Genomic DNA, 14,559 nt, shown 5'->3' on the forward strand with positions numbered 1-14,559 from the left:
CGCACGGGGCGCACAGTTTGACAGCCCGCGCCGGCAGGATCACGGCCCGGTTATGGCAAAATGCCGGCGCCCCCGCCGCCGCGCGCCACGCCGGCTGCGGATAAAGCCGGCCAAGTGATTGACGCGTCGATGAATCGACCGCATAATTGGCGTCTTTTTCCACCCAACACACTGCATCCCGGAGTTCTACCTTGGCCAACATCAAGTCCGCGAAGAAGCGCGCGCGCCAGTCCGAACAGCGCCGCCTGCGCAACATCAGCGCACGTTCCATGGTCCGCACCGCCCTGAAGAAGGTCGTCAAGGCCATCGAGGCCAAGGACAAGGCCGGTGCCATTGCCGCATTCACCGTCGCCCAGCCGGTGATGGATCGCTACGCCGCCCGCGGCCTGATCCACAAGAACAAGGCCGCCCGCCACAAGAGCCGCCTCAACGCGAAGATCCGCGAACTGGCGTAAGCCGGCCACGCGATTCGGGTTGCATGAAACAGCCGGCGCAAGCCGGCTTTTTCGTGTCCGCGCCTTGCCCCTCCCCTGCAGCGCAGGAGAGGGCTGCGGTGGAGTCGCTCTTCGCTGTACTCGCAGGGCGGGCACCGCCCGCCGCTTCGCCGGTGACGGTGCGCGACCGTCCGGCCTTTGCGCGAACGCACCCTGCAGGGGCTGCCGCTGAAGGAACTCGATCGACAGGAGCGGCGGGCACCGCCCGCCCTACTGCCGCGGGCGGAATTCGAGCGGCATCGCCTCGCCCGGCTGCGCCGCCGCCGGCGGTTTCGGGCCGCAGGCGTCGCAGGTGCTGCAGCCGTCGCTGCAGTCGCCGGTGGCTTCGATCGGCTGCAGGCGCCGGCCCAACGCCCGCGCCAGGGCGCCGCGGCCGGGCTGGTTGAAATGGATGGAGCCGGCGGCCAGCCAGCGGTTGGTCGTTTTCCGGGCCAGCTTGCGCAGCACGATCCACACGCTGGCCAGCACGGCCAGCGCGATCACCACGTACTGCAGCAACAGGCCGGCACTCATGGGCGGCTCCTCACGTCAGCGCCCTCGTCACCTGGTAGACGATGAACGACGCGGTGTAGGCCATCACGAACATGTAGCCGAACGAGATCGCCACGTTGCGCCAGGAATCGGTCTCGCGCTTGATGATCGCCAGCGTGGACATGCACTGCGGCGCATAGGCGAACCACACCAGCAACGACAGCGCGCTGGCCAGCGGGATCTGCCCGGCCAGCGCCTGGCCGAGCCCGCCGGATTCGCCGCCCACCAGGTAGACCGTGGCCAGCGCCGCCACCGCGGTCTCGCGTGCGGCAAACGCCGGGATCAGCGCCAGGCTGATCTCCCAGTTGAAGCCGATCGGCGCGAACACGTACTGCAGGCCGCGCCCGATGTAGCCGGCGAAGCTGTAGTCGATGGCCGGCAGGGTCGCGCCTTCCGGCGCGCCCGGGAAGGTGGAGAGGAACCACATCAGCACGGTGAGGCCCAGGATCACGCCGGTCAGCCGCCGGAGGAAGATCATGCCGCGCTCGTACAGGCCGATCGCCACGTCGCGCAGCTTGGGCACGCGATAGGACGGCAGCTCCATCATCAGCGCATGCTCGCTCTTGTCGCGGCGGATGTGCTTCATCACCCAGCCCACCAGCATCGCGCCGAGGATGCCCGCCAGGTACAGCGCGAACAGCACGATGCCCTGCAGGTTGAACACGCCGAACACGTAATGGATCGGGATGAACGCGCCGATCAGCAGCGCGTACACCGGCAGCCGCGCCGAGCACGTCATCAACGGCGCGATCAGGATGGTGGCGAGCCGGTCGCGCGGGTCGGTGATGCTGCGCGTGCCCATGATGCCGGGGATGGCGCAGGCGAAGCTCGACAGCAGCGGGATGAACGAGCGCCCGGTCAGCCCCACCGACAGCATCAGCCGATCCAGCAGGAACGCCGCGCGCGGCAGGTAGCCCGATTCCTCCAGCACGATGATGAAAAGGAACAGCACCAGGATTTCCGGCAGGAAGCCAAGCACCGTGCCGAGGCCACCGAACAGCCCGTCGTTGACCAGGCTTTGCAGCGGCCCGGCCGGCATCCACGTGGCGACGTGAGCGCCCAGCCAGCCGAAGCCGTCGCCGATCGCGTCGGTCATCGGCTTGCCCAGCGAATACACCGCCTGGAACACCAGGAACATCACCACCGCCAGGATCGCCAGACCGAACACCGGGTGCAGGGTCCAGCGGTCCAGTGCGTCGTCGATCTCGGCGGTGACGCGCGGCATCGTCACCGTGGCCGCCAGCAGTTCGCGTACCTGGGCATGCAGGTCGGCGCGGCTGGCGGCATCGCTGGGTCGCCGCGGTGCGGCGGCGGGAACTTCGCCGTCGACCTGTTCGATCAGCGCCTGCGCGCCGCCGCGCTTCACTGCCACGGTTTCCACCACCGGCAGGCCCAGCCGGCGCTGCAGTTCCGACACGTCGATGACGATGCCGCGCGAGCGCGCCGTGTCCATCATGTTCAGCGCCAGCACCACCGGCCGGCCGAGGCGCTGGACCTCCAGCACGAAACGAAGGTGCAGGCGCAGGTTGGTGGCGTCGGCCACGCAGACGATCAGGTCAGGCACCGCCTCGCCCGGATAGGTGCCGGCGCAGATGTCGCGGGTGATCTGCTCGTCCGGGCTGTTCGCCTCCAGGCTGTAGGTGCCCGGCAGGTCGAGGATCTGCAGCAGTCGGCCGGACGGCGCCATGAACCGCCCTTCCTTGCGTTCCACCGTGACGCCGGCGTAATTGGCCACTTTCTGGCGCCCGCCGGTAAGCAGGTTGAACAGCGCCGTCTTGCCGCAATTCGGATTGCCGACCAGGGCAATGCGCAGGGTCGATGCGCTCACGCAGCCACCCCAGTGCGCACGCTGACCCGCGCCGCCTCGGCAAGCCGCAGCGCAAAGCGCGTGAAGCCGATCTGGATCAGCACCGGGTCGCCGCCCATCGGGCCGACCGCCACCACCCGCACCGGTTCGCCGTCGACAAAACCGAGGTCGCGCAGGCGCTGGGCGATCGGATCGGCCGCATGCACATCGAGCACGCGCTCGACCACGGCAAGGGCACCCTTGGGCAATTCGGACAGACGCACGGGCGGAATCCAAACAAGAATGGTTCGCATTGTATTCCTTTGCCCCGGCGCCCGCACCACGCCGGCCTGCATCGCGCCGGTGCTCGCGGCGCGCTGCGTTTATCATCGGGTTATTTGCCGGGACGACCGATGACCGACTCCATCCTCAACGAGCGCCGCGGCGCCGTGGCCTGGCTCACCCTGAACCGGCCTCAGGTACACAACGCGTTCGACGACAACCTGATCGCCGCACTCACCGACGCTTTGGCCCAGGCCGATGCCGACCCGGCGGTGCGCTGCGTCGTGCTCAGCGGCAGCGGCAGCACGTTCTCGGCCGGGGCGGATCTCCACTGGATGCGCGGCATGGCCGCCGCCAGCGAACAGGAGAACCGCGAGGATTCGCTGCGCCTGGCGCGGCTGATGCGCTCGCTGCAGTTCCTGTCCAAACCCACCATCGCCCGCGTCAACGGCGCGGCCTACGGTGGCGGCGTGGGCTTGGTCGCCTGCTGCGACATCGCCATCGGCGTGGACGGCGCCAAGTTCGCGCTGTCGGAAGTGAAGCTGGGCCTGGTGCCGGCGGTGATCTCGCCCTACGTGATCGCCGCGATCGGCCTGCGCGAGGCGCGCCGGCTGTTCGTCAGCGGCGAGGTGTTCGAGGCCGCCGAGGCCCGGCGCATCGGCCTGCTGCATGCCGTCGTGACCGGCACGGAACTGGACGCGGCGATCGAGCGCCAGCTGCATTTCCTCGCCAAGGCCGGCCCGCTGGCCCAGCGCGAAGCCAAACAACTGGCGCTGCGCATCGGCGGCGCCGATTCGGTCACGGCCGAGCGCATCGACACCGAAAACGCCGAACTGATCGCCCGCCTGCGCGTCTCGCCGGAAGGCCAGCATGGCCTGGGCGCGTTCCTCGACAAGCGCGCGCCGTCATGGGTCGCCGGTTGACCACGGAGCCACGAGCATGACCAAACCGGTCCTCAACCTCGCCGACGTGGTGGTGCAATCCGCCGCCGACACACCGATCCCCGCCGGCCTGCCACAAGGTGCCACCGCCGAACGCTACGACCTGCGCTGGGGTGAGGTCGCCAGCCGCATCGGCGCGCGCCAGCTGGGCTGCAATCTCACCGTGGTCGCGCCAGGGAAGAGCGCCTGTCCCTTCCACAGCCACAGAGCCGAGGAGGAAATGTTCGTCATCCTCGACGGCGACGGCGAGCTGCGCTACGGCGACACGCGCTATCCCGTGCGGGCGGGCGACATCATCGCCTGCCCCACCGGCGGGCCGGAAACCGCACACCAGATCATCAACACCGGCGCCACGGAAATGCGTTATCTCGCAATCAGCACCGTCGCACCGGCGGAAGTTTGCGAATACCCCGACTCAGGCAAGTTCGGCGCCTTCGCCGACGCCACGGCGGCGCGTTTTCGCCACATCGGACGCACGGCCGACGCACGCGACTACTGGGAAGGCGAGTAACGCGATTGCTGCGCCGCGCATCGGCGCGCAGGCGCATCTGTTAATTTGCCAAGGCTTTGCCTCGGCCAAGGAATCCACATGTTCGAACGCGTACTGATCGCCAACCGTGGCGAAATCGCCTGCCGGGTGATCCGCACCTGCCGGCGGCTGGGCATCCACACCATCGCGGTGTATTCGGAGGCGGACAAGGATGCCCAGCACGTGCGGCTGGCCGACGAGGCCTGGCCCATCGGCGGTCCGCTGCCGGCCGAGTCCTACCTGCGCATCGACGCGATCCTCGACGCCGCGAAAAAGAGTGGTGCGCAGGCGATCCACCCCGGCTACGGCTTTCTGTCGGAGAACACCGCCTTTTCGCGCGTCTGCAAGGACGCCGGCATCGTGTTCATCGGCCCCGACCCCGAAAGCATCGACGCGATGGGCTCGAAAGCCGCCGCCAAGCAGCTGATGGCCAGGCACGACGTGCCGTTGGTGCCCGGCTACAGCGGCGACAACCAGGACAATGCCTTCCTCGCCGAACAGGCACACCAGGTCGGCTACCCGCTGATCATCAAGCCCTCGGCCGGTGGCGGCGGCAAGGGCATGCAGATCGTGCGCTCGGACGCCGAGTTCCCCGAGGCGCTGGCCACCGCGCAGCGCGTGGCGCAGGCTGCCTTCGGCGACGCTTCGATGCTGCTGGAACGCTACGTGGAGCACCCGCGCCACATCGAGTTCCAGATCTTCGGCGACCGCCACGGCAACATCATCCACCTGGGCGAGCGCGAGTGCTCCGCGCAGCGCCGCTACCAGAAGGTGCTGGAGGAAACCCCCTCGCCCTTCCTCACCCCGGAAAAGCGTGCCGCCATGGGTGCCGCCGCCGTGGCCGCCGCGCGCGCCGTGAACTACGTGGGCGCCGGCACGGTGGAGTTCATCGTCGGTCCCGCGGGCGACTTCCACTTCATGGAAATGAACACCCGCCTGCAGGTCGAGCATCCGGTCACCGAGCTGACCCACGGCGTGGACCTGGTGGAATGGCAGCTGCGCATCGCCGATGGCGAACCGCTGCCGCTGGCCCAGCAGGACGTGGTCTCGCACGGCCACGCGATCGAGGTACGCCTGTACGCCGAAGACCCCGACCAGAACTTCCTGCCCGGCTCCGGCAAGCTGCAGTCGCTGCGCTTGCCGACTCCCTCGCAACACGTGCGCCTCGACGGTGGCGTGGTCGAAGGCGACACGGTGACGATCTTCTACGACCCGATGATTGCCAAGCTGATCGTGTGGGACGGGGATCGCCCGAAGGCGCTGCAGCGCATGCGCGAGGCACTCGCGGCATGCGAGATCATCGGCCCGAAATCCAACATCGCCTTTCTCGAACGACTGGTGCGCCATCCGGCCGTGGTCGAGGCCCGCATCGACACCGGTTACCTGGATCGCCACCTGGACGAATTCCTGGTCGGCGACGCGGCTCCGGCCGAGGGTGCGCTGTTTGCCGCCGCGACCGCCGTGCTGCTGCACGACGAATCGCACGTGGCCGGCAACGCGACCGACCCGCATTCGCCCTGGGCCCGCGCCGACGCATGGCGCGTCGGCCACGCCGGCAAGCGCATCGTGGCGCTGGCCTGGCGCGACCAGCGCTTCGAGATCGAGGCGCGCGGGCACGCCGGCAATTATCAATTGCGCCGCGGCGAAACGACCTGCGAGGTGCAAGGCGCGCTCCTGTCGGACGACAACCTCGGTGCCCGCTTCGACGGCGAAGCGCGCCGCGTGCCGTTGCACGTCGACGCCGCGCACGTGCTGCTGCACGACGCCCACGGCCAGCGCTACAGCCTCGGTCGCGCGGCCGCGTTCGCGTGGGAAGCCAAGGACACCGCCGGCGGCAACCAGGTGATCGCGCCGATGCCCGGCCGCATCGTGCTGGTGAAGGTGCAAGCCGGCGACGCAGTCGAGCAGGGCCAGGAACTGCTGGTGATGGAAGCAATGAAGATGGAACTGGCCTTGAAGGCACCGCGCGCCGGCACCATCGAGAGCGTGAATGCCGCGCAGGGCGAGTTTGTCGAGGCCGACGCGGTGCTGGTCCGCTTCGCCGTGTAGCTTCCAAGCCCCTCTCCCAGTGGGAGAGGGGTTGGGGTGAGGGTTCGGCCGGAGCGAAATGTCCGCATTAGCCTCGCACCCTCATCCGCCCCTTCGGGGCACCTTCTCACCCCAAGGGGACTCCTTTCAGTCGCCGGAGGGAGAAGGACATCGCGTCCTCCGGAGCTTTTTCATGAACACCTCCAACCACGTCCGCATCGTCGAAGTCGGCGCCCGCGACGGCCTGCAAAACGAGAAGACGTTGCTGCCGGCCGAGGTGAAGATCGCACTGATCGACCGGCTCTCCGCCACCGGCCTAAAGACCATCGAGGCGACCAGCTTCGTCAGCCCCAAGTGGGTGCCGCAACTGGCCGACGCCGCCGAGGTGTTCACCGGCATCCGCAAGGTGCCGGGCGTGAGCTACCCGGTGCTGGTACCGAACCTGCAGGGCTACCAGCGCGCGCGCGCAGTCGGCGCCACCGAAATCGCCGTGTTCACCGCGGCATCCGAAGCGTTCAACCGCAAGAACATCAACGCCTCGATCGACGAATCCATCGAGCGCTTCATCCCGGTGATGGAACAGGCCCGGGCCGACGGCGTGCAGGTGCGCGGCTACGTCTCCACCGTGCTCGGCTGCCCGTACCAGGGCGAGGTGCCGGCAAGCGACGTGGTGCGCGTGGCGCGACGCATGCACGAGCTGGGCTGCCACGAAATCTCGCTGGGCGACACCATCGGCGTCGGCACGCCGGCGAAGGCGCGCGCGATGCTGCACGCGGTGGCGCAGGAAGTGCCGATCGCCGCGCTGGCCGTGCATTTCCACGATACCTATGGCCAGGCGCTGGCGAACATCCTGGCCTGCCTGGAGGAGGGCGTGCGCGTGATCGACAGCGCGGTCTCGGGCACCGGCGGCTGCCCGTACGCGAAGGGCGCCACCGGCAACGTGGCCAGCGAAGACGTGGTCTACATGCTGCACGGCATGGGCATGGAAACCGGCATCGACCTCGACCTGCTGGTCGCCACCGGCGCCTGGCTGGCCGCGCAACTGCACAAGGAAACCGCCAGCCGGGTCACCCGGGCACGCGCCGCCGCGGCCTGAGCCACTCGCGAAATCCCGATCGCGATCACTATCATCGGCTTTCGGTTGACGAGACGAAGCGATGCGCACGAGCCTGATGACCTGGTGGCGGGCGGCAGCGGCACTGCTGATCCTGCTTTGCAGCCTGTCCGCCAGCGCCGCCACGCCGAAAGGCGACTGGCTGCTGCTGCCCGAGCGCGTGTGGACGGCCGAGGGCGATGCCGCGCACACGGGCTGGGCGGTGCTGGTGCACGACGGCACGATCGCCGCGGTGGGTTCGCGTGCAGGCATCGACGTGCCGGCCGGCACGCAGCGGGTCGAGCTGCCCGGCGCCACGCTCACCCCCGGCCTGATCGACCTGCACTCGCACCTGTTCCTGCATCCGTACAACGAGACGCTGTGGAACGACCAGGTGCTGACCGAGCCGCAGGATTACCGCACGCTGCTGGCGGCGAAGCATGCGCGCGACACCTTGCTTGCCGGCTTCACCACGCTGCGCGATCTCGGTACCGAAGGCGCCGGCTACGCCGACGTGTCGGTCAAGCGCGCCATCGACGAAGGCCTGATCCCCGGCCCGCGCCTGTTCGTGGCCACCCGCGCAATCGTCGCCACCGCCAGTTACGGCCCCGGCCCGCGCGGCTTCCGTCCGGACATCGCCCTGCCCGGCGGCGCGCAGGAAGTCAGCGGCGTCGATGCCGCGATGGCCGCGGTGCGCGAACAGGCCGCGCGCGGTGCCGACTGGATCAAGATCTACGGCGACTACCGGGTCGGCCCGGACGGCGCTACCGCGCCCACCTTCACCGCCGCCGAACTGAAGGCGCTGGTCGACACCGCGCACCAGATCGGTCGCCCGGTGGCCGTGCACGCCGCCAGCGACGCCGGCGTGCGCATGGCGGTGGAGGCCGGCGTGGACAGCGTGGAACACGGCTACGGCGCCAGCGAGGCCACTTTCAGGCTGATGAAGCAGCACGGCATCGCCTACGAGCCCACGCTCACCGCGGTCGAGTCCACCGCGGAATATTTCCAGCATTACGTGCCCGGCAAGAGCGAACCGACCGAGCGCATGCGCGAAGCCGACCACGCCTTCCGCACCGCGCTGAAACTGGGCGTCACGATCGGCAACGGCAGCGACGTCGGCGTGTTCGCGCACGGCGAGAACTGGCGCGAGCCGGCAGCGATGGTCGCCGGCGGCATGACGCCCGCGCAGGCATTGCACGCGGCCACCGACGTGGCGGCAAGAATCCTGCGCCAGTCGCAGCGCCTGGGCCGCATCGCACCCGGCCTGGCGGCCGACCTCGCCGCGTTCAGCGGCGATCCGAGCACGCAGATCGACGCACTCCAGCATCCGGTCTTCGTGATGAAGGCCGGCCTCCCCTATCTCACTCCCGACCACACCCCATGAGCGAAAACTTCCTGATCCGCCCGATCGCACCGGGCGACAACGCGGCGATGGCCGCGATCATCCGCGCCGTGATGCCCGAGTTCGGCGCCGACGGCCCCGGCTTCGCGATCCATGACGCCGAAGTCGACACGATGTACGAGTCCTACGCACAACCGCGCAGCAGCTATTTCGTGCTCGAGCGCGACGGCACGGTGATCGGCGGTGGCGGCGTCGCGCCCTTGCAAAACGCGGAGCCGGACGTGTGCGAGTTGCGCAAGATGTATTTCCTGCCCGCCGCGCGCGGCATCGGTGCCGGCACGGCGATGATGCAGCGCTGCCTCGACGCGGCCCGCGCGCACGGCTTCCGGCGCTGCTACCTGGAGACGCTGACCGGCATGGACGCGGCGCAGGCGCTGTACAAGCGCAGCGGCTTCACCGCGCTGTGCGCGCCGATGGGCGGCACCGGGCATTTCAGCTGCGACCGCTTCTTCATCCGCGAGCTGTGAGCCCATGACACCCATTCGCACTGCCCGCGACGAAGACGCCGCCGCCATTCACGCGATCTACGCACCATCGGTCAGCGACGGCGTGGCCACCTTCGAAACCGGACTGCCCGGCGTGGACGCCATGCGCGAACGCCTGCGCGCGCGCCTCGACCACTACCCGTGGCTGGTGTGGGAAGAAGCCGGCGAGGTGCTGGCCTACGCCTACGCCGGCCGCTTCCGCGAACGCGCCGCCTATGACTGGATCGCCGAAACCTCGATCTACGTGCGCGCCGACGCACAGCGCCGCGGCATCGCGCGCCAGCTGTATGGCGTGCTGCTGGACGTGATGCGGCTGCAGGGCATCACCCAGGCCGTCGGCGTGATCACCCTGCCCGGGGTGGCCAGCGTGGCGATGCACGAGGCGATGGGCTTCACGTCGACCGGCGTGTGGCGACAGTGCGGTTACAAGCTCGGCCGGTGGTGGGACGTGGGCGTATGGCAGAAGGAGCTGCAGGCGGCGGCGAATCCGCCCGCGCCCGTCACCCCTTTCCCGCAGTTGCCACAGGCCACGCTGCAAGAGTTGCTGGAAGACCACCCGAACGCGTAGAGCGGGCACTGCCCGCCTTGCTCTCCCGCATATCTGCGCCGGTTTGCCTGAAAAAAAAAAGCGTGCCCGCGGATGCGGGCACGCCTTCACGGTCAAGCCGGCTTACTGGTTGAGCAGCAGGTCGACGATCACGCCGGTAGCGATCGCCACCAGCAGGAAGTCGCCGTTGTCGCTGCGCACCCAGTGGTAGCCACGCGGCGGTTCCCGCAGGCGGGCGTCGCGCCAGTCGTATACCACGTAGCGGGTGCTGCGGTATTCCACCGGCAGGTAGCCGCCGCGCTTGTACCAGCCCTCGTGGCGACCGCGGTCGTGCCAGTTCTTGTAGCGGCCATGGCCGCGACCGTGGCCACGCCCCTGGTCGTTGTCGCGATCGTAGCGCACGTAACGGTCGCCATCATGGTCGTAGCTGCGGTCACGGTCGTTCTGCCCGTGGCGATCGCGGTCGTGGCCCCGACCGTGTTCCTGCGCCAATACGGGGCTGCCGGCCAGCATCAGCATCGTGCCGCATGCAACAGACAGAGCAAGCAACTTTTTCATGATGGATCTCCACTTGGTGGGCCAGGAACCGCGTGCATCGTACCGACAACCGCCTGACGATGCTGTGCGGTCAGACGACACGCTGGTGCCGACACCCCCAACCGGGCATGAATCGGCCAGCCGGGCGTGTTTTGCGTTCAGCCTGCAGCATACGCGGCGGCTCGGCTACCATTGGCGGCTTTCCGCATCCGTTTCGGGGGATCACCCATGCAGCTCGATCAGGTCAAGGCCATCATCACCGGCGGCGCCTCCGGTCTCGGCCACGCGGTGGCGCAGCATTTCGTCGACCACGGCGGCCGCGTCGCACTGTTCGACGTCAACGACGAGAAGGGCCAGGCCGCCGCGAGGGAACTGGGCGACGCCGCCCGCTTCTTCCGCACCGACGTCACCTCCGAAGAGGGCGTGGCCACCAACGTGGCCGCTGCACATCACGCGCTGGGCGGACTCAACGTGGTCATCAACTGCGCCGGCATCCTCGGCGCGGGCCGCGTGCTGGGCAAGGAAGGCCCGATGCCGTTGGCCAACTTCTCCGGCACCGTGATGGTGAACCTGGTCGGCAGCTTCAACGTGGCCAAGGCCGGCGCGGCGCTGATGCAGAACAACCAAGCCGGCGAGGACGGCGAGCGCGGCGTGATCATCAACACCGCCAGCGTCGCCGCCTACGAAGGCCAGATCGGCCAGGCCGCCTATTCGGCATCGAAGGGCGGCGTGGTCGGCATGACCCTGCCGATGGCGCGCGAGCTGGCGCGCTTCGGCATCCGCGTGGCCACCATCGCGCCGGGCATCTTCTGGACCCCGATGGTCGACGGCATGCCCGAGGCCGTGCAGCAATCGCTGTCCGCCTCGATCCCCTTCCCCTCGCGGCTGGGACGGCCGGACGAATACGCCAGCACCGTCGCTTTCATCCTGGGCAATCGCTACATCAACGGCGAGACGATCCGGCTGGACGGCGCGGTGCGGCTGGCGGCGAAGTAGCCGCCAGGGAATAGGGAATGGAGAATAGGGAATAGGAAAAGCCGGTTCCCGCCACCCTGCCCCACTGTCGCCCAGTACCGCTCTCGCCATTCCCTATTCCCCATTCCCTATTCCCGGCCCCAAACCCATGAAAGCTTCCGACGTAAAGAAAGGCAACGTGGTCGAGCACGACGGCACCGTCTACCAGGTGCGCGACATCGAGCGCAGCGCGCCCACCGCGCGGGGCGGCAACGTCACCTTCCGCTTCACCATGTATTCGATTCCCGGTGCGCGCAAGTACGACCTCAGCCTGCGCGCCGACGACGACCTGAAGGAAATGGACCTGGTTCGCCGCGCGGCGAATTTCTCCTACATGGACGGCGACGCGTTCGTGTTCATGGACGCGGAGGATTACACCCAGTACCTGCTTTCGCCGGAACTGGTCGGCGACAACGCCGGCTACATCGTCGAGGATCTGGAAGGCTATTACGTGCAGTTGATCGACGACGCCCCGGTCGGCCTGCAGGTGCCGACCAGCGTGGTGCTGACCGTGGTCGATACCGCGCCGGAAATGAAAGGCTCCAGCGCCACCAAGCGCAACAAGCCTGCCAAGCTCAACACCGGCATCGAAGTGCAGGTGCCCGAGTACATCAGCGTCGACGAAAAGGTGTGGGTTAACACGCTCACCGGCGAGTTCGCCGGCCGCGCGTAGGGCGGACACCCCTCGCGATCCGCCACGGCGCGCAGCAACAGCGCCGTGCACCGGCGGCACGGAAAACAAGGCGCGCGGCATCTGCCGCGCGCCTTTTTGCCATACTCGTTGCCCGCCCCCGCTTCCTGCCCCATGTCATCCAGCAGCTACTCCCTGCGCGCGCACGCCATCGAAAGCCTGACCCAGGTCAAGCGGCCGAACGTGCCGTGGCGGGTGGTCGTGCGCAACACCGCTGCCGTGGTGCTGCCGCTGGCTGCCGGCATGGCGACGGGTCACCAGACGATCGGCCTGGCGGTGGCCAGCGGCGCGTTGAATGCGATGTTCTCCGACCAGCCCGGGCCGTATCGCCAGCGCCTGCGGCAGTTGCTGCTGAACGCGCTGGCCGCGGGCCTGGCCTCGCTGGCGGGTTTCCTGCTCGGCGACCAGTTGCTGCCACTGCTGGCGATTACGGCGGCGCTCGGTTTCTTCGGCGGCCTGCTGGTGGTGTTCGGCCCGGACACGGCACGCGCCGGCATGACCAGCATGATCCTGCTGGTGATCACCGCCGCCACCCCGCAGCCGCTGCCCGGCGCACTGGGCGGCGCGGCGCTGATCTTCGCCGGCGGCCTGCTGCTGGCCGCGTTCTCGCTGGCGGCGTGGCCGCTGCAGCGCTACTGGCCCGAGCGCCATGCGCTGGTCGAGGTGTACCGCGGGCTGGCCACGCTGGCGCGCGAAACACGCCACGACGCCACCGACGTGCCGGCGCTGACCGAGGCGATGACCACCCTTCAGCAGACCCTGCTGGGGCGCCACCGCGCCCACGGGCGCGCGATGGAAGCCTTCGGCGTGTTGCTGGAACTGGCCGAGCGAATCCGCCTGGAACTCACCGCCATCGCCGAGCTGCATGCCGGCCCTGCCTTGCAGGCCGGCTTCCGGGATGGCGCGGCCGAGGTGCTCGCGGCGATTGCCGACGCGCTGGAGCACGGCGATTCGCCCGCACGCGCCGACACGCTGCTGCAGGCCCTGCGCGCGCGGCACGACGAGGGTGACGGGTTGGCGCCGCATCGGGATGCGCTGATCGGTCAGCTTGCGGCAGCCGTGCGCAACGCCGACTGGGCCGGCAGCCGCGGCGAGCTGCGCGCCAGCGCAGCGGAAACGCGCCTGCCGGCGACCCTGCGCAGCACGGCGATCCGGGCCACCCTGCGCGCCAGCCTCACGCCGCGCTCGGTGGCGTTCCGCCACGCCGTACGCATGGCAGTGTGCCTCACCGCAACGCTGGCGCTGTCGCGCTGGCTGGATCTCCCGCACGGCTACTGGGTGCCGATGACGGCGGCGATCGTGCTGCGCGCGGATTTCGCCGCCACCTTCAACTTCGGCCTGTTGCGCGTGCTCGGCACCGTGCTCGGTCTGGTGCTTACCACGATGTTGCTGTCGATCACGCCCGACCAGCCATGGGCGCATCTCGCCCTGATGGCCGTGCTGTGCATGGCGTTCCGCTACCTGGCCGGCGCGCATTACGGCATCGCGGTGGCCGCACTGACCGGCACCGTGGTGATCCTGCTTTCGTTCGAGGGCGTGGCACCCGATGCCGCGGTGCTCGACCGCGTGATCGACACCGCGCTGGGCTGCGGCATTGCGCTGTTCGCCTACGTGGCGTGGCCGACCTGGGAGCGCAGTCGCGCGCGCGAGGCCCTGGCCAGCATGCTCGACGCCTATGCTGATTACCTGGGCCACCTGGCCGGATGCGGCGGCGTGGTGCGCGGCGAAATTCGCTCCGCCGCACGCACGGCCCGGATCAATGCGCAGGCGTCGATCGAGCGCATGCGCAGTGAGCCGGCGACGCCTCCTGCGTTGCTGGCGCTGGCACGCCAGCTGCTAGCCAACGGCAACCGGCTGGCGCGCACCGCGATGACGCTGGAAGCGATGCTGGGCGACCTCGCCAGGTTGCCGCCGTCGACCGGGCTGGCCGACTTTATCGGGGAATGCATCCGCGCACTGCATGCCATCTCCGGCGCGTTGCGCCAGCAGGCACCGCTCACCGGGCTGCCCGACCTGCGTGCCGCGCAACGCGCGCTGGTTCGCCGCACTGCGGGCGCGGACGCTGCCAGTGTCGACCTGCTGGGCCGCATCAGCGATCGCCTGGTGGACAACATCGATACGCTTGCCCACGTCATCAACCGCCACCGGCCCGAGCCGGCCCTGCCCGACCGGTAGAAGCGCACCCTGCGCGCGCTGGAT

The 14,559-nt window shown here is 69.0% G+C and carries 15 protein-coding genes; 11 read left to right on the plus strand and 4 right to left on the minus strand.

Annotated elements, in window-relative coordinates:
• Positions 1 to 191 precede the first annotated feature (191 nt).
• Positions 192 to 455 (plus strand): 30S ribosomal protein S20, encoded by a 264-nt coding sequence (gene rpsT, locus ACVCMG_RS04315; protein ID WP_072760571.1) that lies wholly within the window; start codon positions 192 to 194, stop codon positions 453 to 455.
• 249 nt (positions 456 to 704) lie between these two features.
• Here rpsT and ACVCMG_RS04320 read toward each other — a convergent pair whose 3' ends face one another.
• Genes ACVCMG_RS04320 through ACVCMG_RS04330 form a run of 3 tightly spaced genes read right to left on the minus strand, consistent with a single transcriptional unit; the run spans position 705 to position 3,095 of the window.
• Positions 705 to 1,007 (minus strand): DUF6587 family protein, encoded by a 303-nt coding sequence (locus ACVCMG_RS04320; RefSeq protein WP_447114959.1) that lies wholly within the window; start codon positions 1,005 to 1,007, stop codon positions 705 to 707.
• Positions 1,008 to 1,017: 10 nt separating this feature from the next.
• Positions 1,018 to 2,853 carry a ferrous iron transporter B gene (feoB, locus tag ACVCMG_RS04325; protein ID WP_447114960.1) on the minus strand — a complete coding sequence of 612 codons (1,836 nt, stop codon included), beginning with the start codon at positions 2,851 to 2,853 and terminating at the stop codon, positions 1,018 to 1,020.
• Positions 2,850 to 3,095 carry a FeoA family protein gene (locus ACVCMG_RS04330; RefSeq protein ID WP_395117501.1) on the minus strand — a complete coding sequence of 82 codons (246 nt, stop codon included), beginning with the start codon at positions 3,093 to 3,095 and terminating at the stop codon, positions 2,850 to 2,852. Before ACVCMG_RS04330 ends, feoB begins: the two co-directional genes overlap by 4 nt.
• 129 nt (positions 3,096 to 3,224) lie before the next feature.
• Between ACVCMG_RS04330 and ACVCMG_RS04335 the strand changes: the two genes are divergently transcribed.
• From ACVCMG_RS04335 to ACVCMG_RS04365, 7 genes are all read left to right on the plus strand, one after another.
• Positions 3,225 to 4,016 (plus strand): enoyl-CoA hydratase-related protein, encoded by a 792-nt coding sequence (locus ACVCMG_RS04335; protein WP_447114961.1) that lies wholly within the window; start codon positions 3,225 to 3,227, stop codon positions 4,014 to 4,016.
• 16 nt (positions 4,017 to 4,032) lie between these two features.
• Complete coding sequence (locus tag ACVCMG_RS04340; protein ID WP_447114962.1) at positions 4,033 to 4,545, plus strand: cupin domain-containing protein; 513 nt, start codon at positions 4,033 to 4,035, stop codon at positions 4,543 to 4,545.
• 78 nt (positions 4,546 to 4,623) lie between these two features.
• Positions 4,624 to 6,612 (plus strand): acetyl/propionyl/methylcrotonyl-CoA carboxylase subunit alpha, encoded by a 1,989-nt coding sequence (locus tag ACVCMG_RS04345; protein WP_447114963.1) that lies wholly within the window; start codon positions 4,624 to 4,626, stop codon positions 6,610 to 6,612.
• Positions 6,613 to 6,784: 172 nt separating this feature from the next.
• Entirely contained in the window at positions 6,785 to 7,687 is a 903-nt protein-coding gene (locus ACVCMG_RS04350; RefSeq protein ID WP_447114964.1) for a hydroxymethylglutaryl-CoA lyase, read from the plus strand.
• 61 nt (positions 7,688 to 7,748) lie between these two features.
• On the plus strand, positions 7,749 to 9,068 hold the full coding sequence (locus ACVCMG_RS04355; protein ID WP_447114965.1) for an amidohydrolase family protein: 1,320 nt from the start codon (positions 7,749 to 7,751) through the stop codon (positions 9,066 to 9,068).
• On the plus strand, positions 9,065 to 9,553 hold the full coding sequence (locus ACVCMG_RS04360) for a GNAT family N-acetyltransferase (RefSeq protein ID WP_447100608.1): 489 nt from the start codon (positions 9,065 to 9,067) through the stop codon (positions 9,551 to 9,553). The genes ACVCMG_RS04355 and ACVCMG_RS04360 overlap by 4 nt, the downstream gene beginning before the upstream one ends.
• A gap of 4 nt (positions 9,554 to 9,557) precedes the next feature.
• Positions 9,558 to 10,139, plus strand: a complete 582-nt coding sequence (locus ACVCMG_RS04365; protein ID WP_447114966.1) for an N-acetyltransferase family protein — start codon at positions 9,558 to 9,560, stop codon at positions 10,137 to 10,139.
• A 102-nt stretch (positions 10,140 to 10,241) separates the two neighbouring features.
• On the opposite strand, the gene ACVCMG_RS04370 is transcribed toward ACVCMG_RS04365, so the two are convergent.
• Positions 10,242 to 10,676, minus strand: coding sequence for an RcnB family protein (locus ACVCMG_RS04370; RefSeq protein ID WP_395117475.1), 435 nt, complete (start codon positions 10,674 to 10,676; stop codon positions 10,242 to 10,244).
• A 207-nt stretch (positions 10,677 to 10,883) separates the two neighbouring features.
• Between ACVCMG_RS04370 and ACVCMG_RS04375 the strand changes: the two genes are divergently transcribed.
• The 3 genes from ACVCMG_RS04375 to ACVCMG_RS04385 all read left to right on the plus strand — a co-directional run bounded on the left by ACVCMG_RS04375 (position 10,884) and on the right by ACVCMG_RS04385 (position 14,535).
• Entirely contained in the window at positions 10,884 to 11,651 is a 768-nt protein-coding gene (locus ACVCMG_RS04375; protein WP_447114967.1) for an SDR family NAD(P)-dependent oxidoreductase, read from the plus strand.
• 127 nt (positions 11,652 to 11,778) lie between these two features.
• The gene (gene efpL, locus ACVCMG_RS04380; protein ID WP_395117471.1) at positions 11,779 to 12,342 is read left to right on the plus strand and encodes an elongation factor P-like protein EfpL; all 564 of its coding nucleotides are present in this window, start codon (positions 11,779 to 11,781) and stop codon (positions 12,340 to 12,342) included.
• A 132-nt stretch (positions 12,343 to 12,474) separates the two neighbouring features.
• Positions 12,475 to 14,535: an FUSC family protein gene (locus ACVCMG_RS04385; protein WP_395117469.1), complete on the plus strand. Its 2,061-nt coding sequence runs from the start codon at positions 12,475 to 12,477 to the stop codon at positions 14,533 to 14,535.
• Positions 14,536 to 14,559: the final 24 nt, after the last annotated feature.

Source organism: Rhodanobacter sp. UC4451_H18 (assembly GCF_052978225.1).

Coding starts and splice junctions, on each gene's coding strand:
- ACVCMG_RS04385 (WP_395117469.1), top strand. CDS start 12,475: ATGTCATCCAGCAGCTACTCCCTGCGCGCGCACGCCATCGAAAGCCTG.
- ACVCMG_RS04370 (WP_395117475.1), bottom strand. CDS start 10,676: ATGAAAAAGTTGCTTGCTCTGTCTGTTGCATGCGGCACGATGCTGATG.
- ACVCMG_RS04355 (WP_447114965.1), top strand. CDS start 7,749: ATGCGCACGAGCCTGATGACCTGGTGGCGGGCGGCAGCGGCACTGCTG.
- ACVCMG_RS04345 (WP_447114963.1), top strand. CDS start 4,624: ATGTTCGAACGCGTACTGATCGCCAACCGTGGCGAAATCGCCTGCCGG.
- ACVCMG_RS04365 (WP_447114966.1), top strand. CDS start 9,558: ATGACACCCATTCGCACTGCCCGCGACGAAGACGCCGCCGCCATTCAC.
- ACVCMG_RS04350 (WP_447114964.1), top strand. CDS start 6,785: ATGAACACCTCCAACCACGTCCGCATCGTCGAAGTCGGCGCCCGCGAC.
- ACVCMG_RS04375 (WP_447114967.1), top strand. CDS start 10,884: ATGCAGCTCGATCAGGTCAAGGCCATCATCACCGGCGGCGCCTCCGGT.
- ACVCMG_RS04340 (WP_447114962.1), top strand. CDS start 4,033: ATGACCAAACCGGTCCTCAACCTCGCCGACGTGGTGGTGCAATCCGCC.
- ACVCMG_RS04335 (WP_447114961.1), top strand. CDS start 3,225: ATGACCGACTCCATCCTCAACGAGCGCCGCGGCGCCGTGGCCTGGCTC.
- ACVCMG_RS04360 (WP_447100608.1), top strand. CDS start 9,065: ATGAGCGAAAACTTCCTGATCCGCCCGATCGCACCGGGCGACAACGCG.
- ACVCMG_RS04320 (WP_447114959.1), bottom strand. CDS start 1,007: ATGAGTGCCGGCCTGTTGCTGCAGTACGTGGTGATCGCGCTGGCCGTG.
- efpL (WP_395117471.1), top strand. CDS start 11,779: ATGAAAGCTTCCGACGTAAAGAAAGGCAACGTGGTCGAGCACGACGGC.